An 11,261-nucleotide genomic window follows, 5' to 3' on the forward strand; every position below is an offset into this window, starting at 1 on the left:
CCCTAATCGCGATGCCGCTTCATCTTCTTATTATTGATGCGCTCAACCTCATCCGTCGACTTCACGCGGTGCAGGGTTCGCCGTGCCGCGACGGCTGCGTGGCGGCGCTTCATCAGCTATTGGGCCATACGCGCCCTACCCATGTTGTTGCCGTGTTCGACAGCGCAGAACGCCGCCCCGGCTGGCGTCATCAGCTACTGCCCGATTACAAAGCGGGTCGTCCGCCGATGCCTGACGATTTGCAGGCGGAAATGCCAGTGTTGCAGGAGGCCTTCCGCACACTGGGCGTCAGCTGCTGGGTAGCGGAGCAGGATGAGGCCGACGATTTGGCCGCCACGCTGGCGGTGAAAATGGGGAACGCCGGTCATCAGGCGACCATCGTTTCTACCGACAAAGGCTATTGCCAGCTGCTGGCACCTAACATCCGCATCCGCGACTATTTTCAAAAGCGTTGGCTGGATGTGCCCTTCATCGAGCAGGCGTTTGGCGTCGCCCCCGCTCAGCTTCCCGATTACTGGGGATTATGCGGCATCAGCAGCAGTAAAATTTCCGGCGTGCCGGGTATCGGCCCCAAGAGCGCGCGCGAATTGATCCTGCAGTTTGGCTCCTTGGCGTCATTGTATGCGCAGCTCGATAGGGTGCCTGAGAAATGGCAAAAGAAACTGCAGCAACAGCAGGAGATGGCGGAAATCTGTCAGCGGGTGGCGACGCTAAAGCGCGATCTGGTGCTGCAAGGCAACCTGAATACGCTGCGATATACGCCTTAAGACCGCCGTCAGCGCGACAGCAAAAGGCCCCGATGCGCGTTGGGAGAGACGCATCGGGGCCGTGGCCCAGGGCACGATGCGGCCGCCGTTTAGCGTTCGTCGCGACGACCGCCCACCGCAGCCCACATCCTGCGCACGTGCACCGTGACTTCTTCCCGATCGTGATACAGCTGACGCGCCTGAATCTGCGCGTTAATGCCCTGCGCTTTGAGCGCGGCATCTATCATCGCGAGGTTCTGCGTCACCTCCTCATAGCGCTTCTTCATGGGAAGTTTGAGGTTGAAGATGGCTTCACGGCACCAGCCGTTGACCAACCATTCGGTCATTAAGTTGGCGACCCGCACCGGTTTCTCTACCATGTCACACACCAGCCAGCTGATATTGGTGCGCGGCGGGCGGAATTTGAAACCATCCTCGCGGCAGTGTGTCACCTGTCCGGTATCCATCAGGCTCGGTGCCATCGGGCCGTTATCCACGGCGTACACCATCATGCTGCGCTGCACCAGCTGGTAGGTCCAGCCACCGGGACAGGCGCCGAGATCCACCGCATACATGCCGCTGGCCAGTCGCTCATCCCACTCATCCGCCGGGACAAACACGTGAAATGCCTCTTCAAGCTTCAGCGTTGAACGGCTTGGCGCATCTGACGGGAATTTAAGGCGAGGAATGCCCATATAAAACGGCGAATTATTCTCCGGCAGCGAGTAGCCTACATAACAGGTGCCCGGCGCGATAAAGAACACGTGTACCACCGGACGCTTAGGCGACTCATAGTTGAGCAGAATGTTGCTGGCCCGCAGGCTGGCGCGCAGCGGCACGGTGAGTTTCCGGCAGAACTTGGTCAGCTCTTTTGCCGCGTTGGTGTCCGGTACCTCAACCCGCAGCTCACCGCCTTTTTCTACAACGCCCGTGAGCATGCCGACGATCGGCGTCACGCGATCGTCTGGCGGCAGATCGCGCAGCAGCTCGCCCACCACCACCATTTGCCGGGCAAAAATCAGCTCGGCAAAGGGCAGCGTGCGCATCAGCATTTCTGCCTGTTCGGGTTGATAGCACTCGTAGAGCACGTAGCCCGCGTCATCTTTGACCCGGGCGAACCCGTAGATCTCACGCTCAGCAGCCTTGGCGCTGATCTCTGCCGCACACTCTTTTTCAAATCCGGGACGGCAATAGAGTAAAACTTTATTCATGGCGTTCTGCCTTTGGTTTAAGACGCAGTGCGCCAATCAACATCAAGAACCACCCCGTCAGGAAGAACAACCCGCCAACGGGAGTGACAAAGACCCAAAACTTCAAATGAGAGAGCGCAAGGCAGTAAAGGCTGCCGCTAAACAACACGGTACCTAACGCCAGCGCGGCGCTACTCCAGTAAAACCAAATATTGGCGCGGCGCAGCATCGCTGCGCCCAATCCGATAACGGCGAGCGTATGGTAGGCTTGATACTCCAGGCCGGTGTGAATCCACGCCATCTCCGCCTGGCCAAGCGACTTGCTCAACACGTGCGCCCCAAACGCCCCAAACGCCACCAGCACAAATCCGCTGATGGCGGCAAATACAAACATGGCACGACTGGACATTCACTGATCCTCAAGGTTGAAGCCGCATGCGATGCGGCTCACCACGCATTATTGTTCGTAGCGAAAGCGGAATTTTTCTTGTTCGCTGGCCGCTTTTTCCAGAATCCACTGGCGAAAAGCGGCTATTTTACCCAGTTCTGCCTGGCTGTCATGACAAACGATGTAAAAAGCGTTTTTACTCACCAACACATCGTTAAAGGGACAGACCAGCCTTCCTGCTTCAATCTCACTTTGTGCCATGACATTATTGGCCAGCGCGACGCCCTGCCCATGAATGGCGGCCTGAAGCACCATCGCGCTGTGGCTGAAAATGGGGCCCTGCTGCACATTAATATGCTGCAAGCCAAGCTGGCGAATGTAGGCTTGCCATTCGCGGCGTGAGGCATCATGCAGCAGCGTGAAATGCGCGAGATCCGCCGGGGATTTTAGCGCGTGTGCGCCGGTAAGCAGCATTGGCGAGCAGACGGGCAGCAAATATTCCGCATACAGTTTTTCCACGCGCAGGCCCGGCCAGTTGCCGCGACCGTAGAAAATCGCGACATCGACGTCGTCGGCCAACTTCTCTTCATCGCGGTCGACGGCCTGGATACGCACATCTATGCCCGGATAAGCCATATTAAAGCTGGAAAGGCGCGGAACCAGCCACTGGATAGCAAAGCTCGGCAGCAAGCTCACCGTCAGGGCGCCTTTTGCGCTGCGCGCTTGCAGCTTGCGTGTCGCATCGTTGAGCGCCGAGAAGATCTCTTTGATATCGAGATAGTAGCTTTGCCCCTCTTCAGTGAGCAAAAGCGAGCGGTTACGGCGGCGAAATAGCTTTAAACCGAGAAAATCTTCCAGAGATTTGATCTGATGACTCACTGCTGCCTGCGTCACAAATAGCTCTTCAGCGGCTTTGGTGAAGCTTAAATGGCGAGCGGCGGCATCAAAAACGCGCAGGGCGTTGAGCGGCGGAAGGCGTTTAGACATGGTTTTCCGTAGGCGGATTTACAAGGCAATACTGCAACTTACACAAAGTCGTTACGTATTAGTTTTTTTTATCCGAGCCATTATAATTTGTCCGTTGAGGAAGCTCCAGCAAATACCTATAGTTGCCGCACTTCCTGAGCCGGAACGAAAAGATTTCTGGAAACGTGCGAGAGATCGCAGACTTTTGGAGAGCTTTTGGCTTGTGGTCGTGATGTTGTGTTTGCATTTTGATCTGACGATTGCAGATCAAACTTTTTAATTCCTGTGATTTACCCTGTCTGTCCAGAGTGATTTAAACAGCACCGCAACTTGCGGTGCTTTTTTTTTAGCTTCACATCCCTGTGTCGCCTGCGCCGCGCTGTCGCTAACGCGACCGCTTCCGGCCTGCACGGACGCGGTGCTTTCAGGGTTACTGACCCATTTCTACCATTTCTTTTACGTCGGAACGGTTAATCTGTTGCTCGTTGCCATTCGCATCTTTATAGCTGATCATACCGGTCTGGTCGTCCACTTTTGGTTTGCCGTTGGCAACAATAGTGCGACCATCATTGGTGTGCATTACATAGTTGCTGGAACAGGCAGCCAGGGTAAAGGCCATGGTACACGCGGCCAACACTGCGGCGAGTTTTTTCATCTTCTATCTCCTTGTAGAGTGATTGCATCAAACCTCCCGGCCGCGCTGGACAACGCCAGCAGACAGAGAATTCGACTAGTGAAAGCCGCTTCACTGCGCGGGATTGGGTTCAAACCTTGCAATACTTAGCATAACGCGCTTTTTCAGCTTTTCCAGCTGACGCACGGGCTTTCGGCTCGCCACATTTTTACAAGAGTGGGATAAACATGACCCTTTTTTCCCCCACGGCATTTCGCCAACAATTTCCGGCGCTGAGCGATGCTGGCGTCTACCTGGATAGCGCCGCGACGACGCTCAAGCCGCAGGCGGTGATCGACGCGACGACACAGTTTTATTCGCTGAGCGCCGGTACCGTCCATCGCAGCCAGTTCACCGCGGCCCGCGCGCTGACAGAACAGTATGAGGAGGCGCGCGGCAACGTGGCGCGCTGGCTCAATGCCCGTGACGACCGGCAGATCGTCTGGACGCGCGGCACCACAGAGGCGATTAATTTAGTCGCGCACAGCTGGCTGGCGCCGCGTCTGCAGCGCGGCGATGAGATTGTGGTCAGCGAGGCGGAACACCACGCCAACCTGGTGCCGTGGCTGATGCTTGCAGAGTCGCACGGCGCCAGAATCGTGAAATGGCCGCTAGGCGCGGATCGCCTGCCGGACCTCGCGCAACTGCCCGCGCTGCTGAACCACAGAACACGCCTGCTGGCGGTCAGTCAGATGTCGAACGTGACCGGCGGCTGTCCGGATCTGGCGCAGGCTATCACGCTGGCTCACGCGGTGGGCGCCAAAGTCATGGTGGATGGTGCGCAGGGCGTGGTGCACTGTCCGCCCGATGTCCAGGCGCTGGATATTGATTTCTATGCGTTTTCGGGCCACAAACTCTATGGCCCGATGGGCATCGGCGTGCTGTATGGAAAAGCGGAACGGTTGGCAGAGATGCGGCCCTGGCAAGGGGGCGGCAAGATGCTCACCCACGTCGATTTTTCCGGTTTCACGCCACAGCCTGTGCCATGGTGCTTTGAGGCGGGCACGCCTAACGTGGCGGGCGTGATTGGCCTGAGCGCGGCGCTGACGTGGCTGGCACAGTATAATGCCGAGAGCACAGAAACATGGTGTCAGCAGCTGGCCTGCCTGGCAGAAGAGCAGCTCAGCGCCCTGCCCGGTTTTCGCAGCTATCGCTGCGGCAGTGCCAGCCTGCTGGCATTTGATATCGCCGGCATTCATCACAGCGATATGGTCACGCTGCTGGCAGAACAGGGCATCGCACTGCGTGCAGGCCAACACTGCGCTCAGCCGCTCATGGCAGCCCTTGGCGTAAGTGGTACGCTACGCGTCTCTTTTGCCCCCTATAATAATTTGCAGGACGTAGAGGCGCTGGTGCGCGCTACGCACCATGCCGTAGACATATTAAGTGAATAAGATGACAACGTTGCTTGCGCCCCACCCGTTTGGTCGTGATATCACGGTTGACAGCCTGACCTCCACGTTTAGCCACTTACCGCAGTGGGAAGATCGCTATCGGCAGCTGATCCAGCTTGGCCGCCAGCTCCCTGCGCTCCCCGAAGCGTTAAAAACGCAGGAGATCGCCCTGTCCGGCTGTGAAAATCAGGTTTGGTTCAGCAGTCAGCCGCAAAGTGACGGCACGCTGCATTTCTACGGCGACAGTGAAGGACGCATTGTACGCGGGCTGCTGGCGGTGCTTCTGACGGCGGTTGAGGGGCAAACACCGCAGGCGCTGCTGCAGCACGACCCGCTGGCGCTGTTTGACACGCTGGGCCTGCGCGCGCAACTCAGCGCCTCACGCAGCAGCGGGCTGCAGGCGCTGGCGGAGGCGGTAAAACGGGCTGCGCAGCAGCATCAAGCGGCCTGACGTCTGGCGCGCGCGAGAAACTTCTTCAGCGCGTGTGACACGGCGATAAAGCCAAAGGTCGCGGTGACCATGGTCGCCGCACCAAATCCGGCAGCGCAGTCCATGCGTTTCGGTCCTTCAGCCGTACTGCGTGATGCGCATACGCTGCCGTCCGGCTGCGGATACACCAGCGCTTCAGTGGAAAATACGCAGTCGATGCCCAGCTTGCCTTTGCTGTTTTTCACCACGCCAAAATCACTTTTCAGTCTTTCGCGCAGCTTGGCCGCCAGCGGATCCTGGATCGTTTTCGCCAGATCGCTGACCTGAATCTGCGTGGGATCGATCTGCCCGCCAGCGCCACCGGTGGTGATCAGCGGCAGCTTATTGCGACGGCAATAAGCAATCAGCGCGGCTTTCGGGCGTACGCTGTCAATGGCGTCAATCACGTAATCAAAATCCGATGCCAGATAGGCCGCCGCGTTCTCCGGCGTAATAAAATCATCAATACAGATCACGTCACATTCAGGGTTGATTGCGCGAATGCGCGCTGCCATCACCTCGGTTTTGGCCTGTCCCACGTTACCCTGCAGGGCATGAATCTGACGATTGGTGTTGGTAATGCACACATCGTCCATATCGATCAGCGTGATGCGCCCGATGCCGGTGCGCGCCAGCGCTTCGGCTGCCCAAGAGCCGACACCACCGATGCCCACCACGCAAAAATGGGCTTGCGCAAATCGCTGCAGCGCATCTTCACCGTACAAACGCGCCGTACCGCCAAAACGTTGCCGCCAGGCGTCGCTTACAACTGTCATACTTAACCTTATTCAAACGAGCGGGCCACGTTAGCCCGCCGGGAGGATATCAATTTGCGCCGATCAGCAGTGAACCGTTGTTGCTTTGCGGGGTGCTAAACAGCGGCTGACCGGTGCCAGGGGCCGCTTTCAATACCCAGACGCGCCCATAGTGATTATAAAAACCGGCCAGGTGCGCGGCATCGGGGCCAACGCCTTGGTAAATATCAAAGTGTTGGCCTTTGATAGCGCCGCCCACGTCCAATGCAACCATCAGGCGCATCTCATATTTGCCGTTGAATTTGCCCTTTTCGTTTAGCTGCGGCACTTCCGCCAGCAGCACGGTACCGGCTGGGATCAGCGAACGATCCGAGGCTACGGAGGCTTTGGCGATTAATGGCACCGCGCTGGCGCCGCGCACCGGCACGTACTCTTCTGGCTTGAAGAACACAAAAGATTGATTGGTCTCCAGCACGTCGCGCACCTGCTCTGGGGAGTGGTCTTGTGCCCACTGGCGAATCGCCTGCATTGACATATCTTCGCGTTTCACTTCGCCGCGATCGATCAACTCTTTACCAATGCTGTGGTAAGCCCAGCCGTTCTTACCGCCGTAGCCAAAGAAACGCAGCGGGCGACCATCGCCGAAATCCACGTAGCCGCTGCCCTGCACATCCATCATAAAATTATCGATCAGCGAATTACTCCAGGCGATAACGTAGCGCTCGTCCAGCGCACCGCTATAAATCGCTGCACGGCTGGGCAGCTTCTGCCCGCGCGGGCGCGGTGGCATGCGGTAAATGGGATACTGGAATTCGCCCTGACGCGTATAGCGTGCTTCAACCACCGGCGTGTAGTAGCCGGTAAACTGGACGTTGCCGTAATTATCGGTGCCTTCCATTTGGTAAGCATTGAGTCCGTAGTTGCGCAGCTGCCGCGTGTCGGCCCCGGAGAGCAACCAACTCTGCACGGCGTTATAGGTGCTGGTGTTACGGCCATATAAGCTCGAGGCGGCGCGTTGAATCTGCGTGACCTGCTGGCCAAAATCGCGGCCGTTGACCGGGCGACCTTTGGCATTCGGCTCATTCACCAGCCCGAGCGGTTGCTCGAGCTTGCCATCTTTATATTGCTGACCGCGATCGGTGGGTTTTGAACTACAGCCTGCGAGCAGCGCCAGAAACGCTGCGGTAAGGGCAGCTTTGCCCCAATATCCTTTCATGAGCTTCTCTTTTATTGCGTGTTTGCAGGCGACGATAGCAAAGGGGCCGCGAGAATGAAATCTGCCACAAAGGGCCTGCATCACATCTGTTCAATAAACCATCGGATGGATAAAATATTCATCAACTAACCGTAAATTTAAGCGCTTAGGGCAAAAAGGGGTTGCATCATCAGACGCCGAGTGTATAGTGCGCATCCACGGACGCGGGGTGGAGCAGCCTGGTAGCTCGTCGGGCTCATAACCCGAAGGTCGTCGGTTCAAATCCGGCCCCCGCAACCAATTCTTCTTAACTGAAGAGACAATGTGAAGCGTTGCGTAATGCAACAGACGGACGCGGGGTGGAGCAGCCTGGTAGCTCGTCGGGCTCATAACCCGAAGGTCGTCGGTTCGAATCCGGCCCCCGCAACCATTTGTCTTGAAGAAGAATACAGCATGAACGTCGCACAATGCGACAGACGGACGCGGGGTGGAGCAGCCTGGTAGCTCGTCGGGCTCATAACCCGAAGGTCGTCGGTTCGAATCCGGCCCCCGCAACCACTTCAATTAAACACCTTAACGGGTGTTTTTTTGTTTGTAGCTTCGCAAAAAAGCGGCAATACTGCCGCCCTTCTCACCGATGCGCCAGCACGGCCCCTTTCTCAAAATAGGCCTTAATGCCATGCAGGATCGCCTCCGCAACTTGATGCTGGTAGCGCGGCGTGCGTAGCTTACGCTCTTCCTCAACGTTACTGATAAACGCGGTTTCCACCAAAATAGACGGGATATCCGGCGCTTTTAGCACGGCAAAACCCGCCTGATCCACCGTGCGCTTGTGCAAATGGTTGATGCGTCCCAGACGCGTTAACACCTCTTTGCCGAACTTAAGGCTGTCGCTGATGGTTTGACGCTGCACCATGTCGAACATGGTGTGGTCGAGATAGCGGTCGCCGCTCATGCTGACGCCGCCAATCAAATCGGCTTCGTTCTGCGTTTGCGCGAGAAAACGCGCAGCGGCGGAGGTGGCGCCGCGCGTTGAGAGCGCAAACACCGACGAACCGCGCGCGGCACGGCTGGTAAACGCATCAGCGTGAATAGAGACAAACAGATCGGCCCGCTGTTTGCGCGCCTTCGCTACGCGCACGCGCAGCGGAATAAACACATCTTCGTTGCGCGTCATGTACGCCTTCATGTTGTGTTCTTTCTCGATCAGCGCTTTTAGATAGCGGCCAATCTTCAGCACAATGTCTTTCTCACGCGTTTTGTATTTGCCGTGCGCGCCCGGATCTTCACCGCCGTGACCGGGATCGATCATGATAATAATAGGACGATCCCGCCCCGCTTTACCGGGCAGCGGCGCCTGCGCGGGCTGATCGCGTTCCAGATCCCCTTGGTTGTAATCGTGCAGTAACGCCAGCAGCGGATCCTCTTCCGCAGACGCCTCGCGGGGATAGAGATCGACCACTAAGCGATGTTTGATGCCGGCGACCGGAGACAGCGTAAAGATTTTCGGCGCCACGTTGCGCTTGAGTTCCAGCACGACGCGCACCGTATTGGCGTCGAACTGCCCCACGCGCGCCGTTTTAATAAAGGGATCGTCAACGCGCACTTGCTTATCCACCCCTTTCAATACCGGATTGATATGCAGGTTATCAATGTCGATCACCAGACGGTCTGGATGGCTCAAGGCAAATTGACGATATTTCAGCGGGACATTGGACTCCAGCGTCACGCGGGAATAGGTGGATGAGGGCCAAATACGCACGGCAACGATGTGCGCGGCGCCCGCAGCCGCGCCGGTACGCGTGACACTGAGCAAAAATAGCGCGCCTGCGCCCTGTAATAATCGTCGTCGTGTAAAAGCCTGAGACATACTGCTCCAACTGCCCTGTGGTGTCTAAAATATCGCCAAGTGATCAATCGAGGATGAAAACTTTACGCAAAATGAGAGGGGTTGTCTTGTGAGAAAAACCAGATAATGCAGTCTGTTAGCGTGAGATGCATCCGAAAATTCGTAAAGTATCGTCAGTGGTCAGGCTTGCAAAAACGACAAAAAGAGAATAAAAATACGAAAATTTCGAATAAACATGCACTGAGGGTTTGCCGTGAAGGAACGTAGCACCGAACTGGTACAGGGCTTTCGCCACACCGTTCCCTATATCAACGCCCACCGCGATAAAACGTTTGTCATTATGCTCGGCGGGGAAGCCATTGAGCATGAAAACTTCTCTAACATCGTCAACGATATTGGCCTGTTGCACAGCCTTGGCATTCGCCTGGTGGTGGTGTACGGCGCGCGGCCACAAATCGACGCCAGCATGGCGCAGCAGCAGCTGGAGCCGATCTATCACAAGCACACGCGCGTCACGGACGCGCAGTCGCTGGAGTTGGTGAAACAGGCCGCGGGTCGTCTACAGCTGGACATCACCGCGCGTTTGTCGATGAGCCTCAACAACACGCCGCTGCAAGGCGCGCACATTAACGTGGTAAGCGGCAACTTTATCATTGCCCAGCCGCTGGGCGTGGATGATGGCGTCGACTACTGCCACAGCGGCCGCATTCGTCGTATCGACGAAGAGGCCATTCACCGCCAGCTGGATAATAACGCCATCGTGCTGCTGGGACCGGTCGCGGTTTCGGTCACGGGCGAGAGCTTTAATCTCACGTCAGAAGAGGTGGCTACCCAGTTAGCCATTAAATTGAAAGCCGAAAAAATGATCGGTTTTTGTTCTGAACAGGGCGTGACCAACCGCGCGGGTGAGATCATCTCCGAGCTGTTTCCCAATGATGCGCAGGCGCGTATTGACGAAATGGAAAGCGACGGCGATTTCCTCTCCGGTACCGTCCGCTTCCTGCGCGGCGCGGTGAAAGCGTGCCGCAGCGGCGTGCGCCGCAGCCACTTGATCAGCTATCAGGAAGATGGTGCCCTGCTCCAGGAGTTATTCTCGCGCGACGGTATCGGTACCCAGATCGTGATGGAGTCAGCGGAGCAGATTCGCCGCGCCAATATCAATGATATCGGCGGTATTCTGGAGCTGATCAGGCCGCTTGAGCAGCAGGGTATTTTAGTGCGCCGCTCGCGTGAGCAGCTGGAGATGGAGATTGATAAATTTACCATTATCCAGCGCGACAATCTGACCATCGCCTGCGCTGCGCTCTATCCCTTCCCGGACGAACAGATTGGCGAAATGGCCTGCGTGGCGGTGCATCCTGATTACCGCAGCTCTTCACGCGGGGAGCTGTTGCTGGAGCGAGTGGCGCTGCAAGCGCGTCAGATGGGGCTGAAAAAACTGTTTGTCCTGACCACGCGCAGCATCCACTGGTTTCAGGAGCGCGGTTTTACCCCGGTGGATATTGAGTCGCTGCCTGAAAGTAAAAAGCAGATGTACAACTACCAGCGCCGCTCAAAGGTGCTGATGGCCGATCTACGCTAAACGCCACGGGCACGCGCGCAATCGTGCCCTGTTATTCTTTCCCTCGTGACGTGC

The 11,261-nt window shown here is 57.0% G+C and carries 11 protein-coding genes and 3 tRNA genes; 7 read left to right on the forward strand and 7 right to left on the reverse strand.

Annotated elements, in window-relative coordinates:
• Positions 1-11 precede the first annotated feature (11 nt).
• Positions 12-767, forward strand: coding sequence for a flap endonuclease Xni (gene xni, locus LU196_RS06480; RefSeq protein WP_232758763.1), 756 nt, complete (start codon positions 12-14; stop codon positions 765-767).
• An 89-nt stretch (positions 768-856) separates the two neighbouring features.
• On the opposite strand, the gene rlmM is transcribed toward xni, so the two are convergent.
• The 4 genes from rlmM to LU196_RS06500 form a co-directional block, all read right to left on the reverse strand.
• Positions 857-1,957, reverse strand: a complete 1,101-nt coding sequence (gene rlmM, locus LU196_RS06485; RefSeq protein ID WP_232758762.1) for a 23S rRNA (cytidine(2498)-2'-O)-methyltransferase RlmM — start codon at positions 1,955-1,957, stop codon at positions 857-859.
• The gene (locus LU196_RS06490; RefSeq protein ID WP_232758761.1) at positions 1,950-2,345 is read right to left on the reverse strand and encodes a DUF423 domain-containing protein; all 396 of its coding nucleotides are present in this window, start codon (positions 2,343-2,345) and stop codon (positions 1,950-1,952) included. The genes rlmM and LU196_RS06490 overlap by 8 nt, the downstream gene beginning before the upstream one ends.
• 48 nt (positions 2,346-2,393) lie before the next feature.
• Positions 2,394-3,311 carry a transcriptional regulator GcvA gene (locus LU196_RS06495; RefSeq protein WP_232758760.1) on the reverse strand — a complete coding sequence of 306 codons (918 nt, stop codon included), beginning with the start codon at positions 3,309-3,311 and terminating at the stop codon, positions 2,394-2,396.
• Between the two features lie 409 nt (positions 3,312-3,720).
• Positions 3,721-3,945, reverse strand: a complete 225-nt coding sequence (locus tag LU196_RS06500; protein WP_232758758.1) for a YgdI/YgdR family lipoprotein — start codon at positions 3,943-3,945, stop codon at positions 3,721-3,723.
• A gap of 206 nt (positions 3,946-4,151) precedes the next feature.
• Between LU196_RS06500 and csdA the strand changes: the two genes are divergently transcribed.
• Together csdA and csdE are read left to right on the forward strand one after the other, a co-directional pair.
• Positions 4,152-5,357, forward strand: a complete 1,206-nt coding sequence (csdA, locus tag LU196_RS06505) for a cysteine desulfurase CsdA (protein ID WP_232758756.1) — start codon at positions 4,152-4,154, stop codon at positions 5,355-5,357.
• 1 nt (position 5,358) lies between these two features.
• The gene (csdE, locus tag LU196_RS06510; protein WP_232758754.1) at positions 5,359-5,808 is read left to right on the forward strand and encodes a cysteine desulfurase sulfur acceptor subunit CsdE; all 450 of its coding nucleotides are present in this window, start codon (positions 5,359-5,361) and stop codon (positions 5,806-5,808) included.
• On the opposite strand, the gene tcdA is transcribed toward csdE, so the two are convergent.
• Together tcdA and mltA are read right to left on the reverse strand one after the other, a co-directional pair.
• The gene (gene tcdA, locus LU196_RS06515) at positions 5,796-6,602 is read right to left on the reverse strand and encodes a tRNA cyclic N6-threonylcarbamoyladenosine(37) synthase TcdA (protein ID WP_232758752.1); all 807 of its coding nucleotides are present in this window, start codon (positions 6,600-6,602) and stop codon (positions 5,796-5,798) included. The genes csdE and tcdA overlap by 13 nt on opposite strands.
• Before the next feature lie 49 nt (positions 6,603-6,651).
• Complete coding sequence (gene mltA / locus LU196_RS06520; RefSeq protein ID WP_232758751.1) at positions 6,652-7,797, reverse strand: murein transglycosylase A; 1,146 nt, start codon at positions 7,795-7,797, stop codon at positions 6,652-6,654.
• Between the two features lie 202 nt (positions 7,798-7,999).
• Here mltA and LU196_RS06525 point away from each other — a divergent pair.
• The 3 genes from LU196_RS06525 (at position 8,000) to LU196_RS06535 (ending at position 8,334) form a co-directional block, all read left to right on the forward strand.
• Positions 8,000-8,076, forward strand: a tRNA-Met gene (locus LU196_RS06525).
• Positions 8,077-8,129: 53 nt separating this feature from the next.
• Positions 8,130-8,206: transfer RNA gene (locus LU196_RS06530), tRNA-Met, on the forward strand.
• A 51-nt stretch (positions 8,207-8,257) separates the two neighbouring features.
• Positions 8,258-8,334: transfer RNA gene (locus LU196_RS06535), tRNA-Met, on the forward strand.
• A gap of 73 nt (positions 8,335-8,407) precedes the next feature.
• Here the strand turns inward: LU196_RS06535 and amiC are convergent.
• The gene (amiC, locus tag LU196_RS06540; RefSeq protein WP_232758750.1) at positions 8,408-9,646 is read right to left on the reverse strand and encodes an N-acetylmuramoyl-L-alanine amidase AmiC; all 1,239 of its coding nucleotides are present in this window, start codon (positions 9,644-9,646) and stop codon (positions 8,408-8,410) included.
• 232 nt (positions 9,647-9,878) lie between these two features.
• On the opposite strand from amiC, the gene argA reads away from it, so the two are divergent.
• Entirely contained in the window at positions 9,879-11,207 is a 1,329-nt protein-coding gene (gene argA, locus LU196_RS06545) for an amino-acid N-acetyltransferase (RefSeq protein ID WP_232758749.1), read from the forward strand.
• The last annotated feature ends 54 nt before the right edge of the window (positions 11,208-11,261 follow it).

Origin of the sequence: Pantoea sp. Mb-10, from assembly GCF_021272205.1 — a bacterium.
Lineage (GTDB): Bacteria > Pseudomonadota > Gammaproteobacteria > Enterobacterales > Enterobacteriaceae > Pantoea.

Coding starts and splice junctions, on each gene's coding strand:
- rlmM (WP_232758762.1), bottom strand. CDS start 1,957: ATGAATAAAGTTTTACTCTATTGCCGTCCCGGATTTGAAAAAGAGTGT.
- LU196_RS06500 (WP_232758758.1), bottom strand. CDS start 3,945: ATGAAAAAACTCGCCGCAGTGTTGGCCGCGTGTACCATGGCCTTTACC.
- LU196_RS06495 (WP_232758760.1), bottom strand. CDS start 3,311: ATGTCTAAACGCCTTCCGCCGCTCAACGCCCTGCGCGTTTTTGATGCC.
- amiC (WP_232758750.1), bottom strand. CDS start 9,646: ATGTCTCAGGCTTTTACACGACGACGATTATTACAGGGCGCAGGCGCG.
- mltA (WP_232758751.1), bottom strand. CDS start 7,797: ATGAAAGGATATTGGGGCAAAGCTGCCCTTACCGCAGCGTTTCTGGCG.
- xni (WP_232758763.1), top strand. CDS start 12: ATGCCGCTTCATCTTCTTATTATTGATGCGCTCAACCTCATCCGTCGA.
- tcdA (WP_232758752.1), bottom strand. CDS start 6,602: ATGACAGTTGTAAGCGACGCCTGGCGGCAACGTTTTGGCGGTACGGCG.
- LU196_RS06490 (WP_232758761.1), bottom strand. CDS start 2,345: ATGTCCAGTCGTGCCATGTTTGTATTTGCCGCCATCAGCGGATTTGTG.
- csdA (WP_232758756.1), top strand. CDS start 4,152: ATGACCCTTTTTTCCCCCACGGCATTTCGCCAACAATTTCCGGCGCTG.
- csdE (WP_232758754.1), top strand. CDS start 5,359: ATGACAACGTTGCTTGCGCCCCACCCGTTTGGTCGTGATATCACGGTT.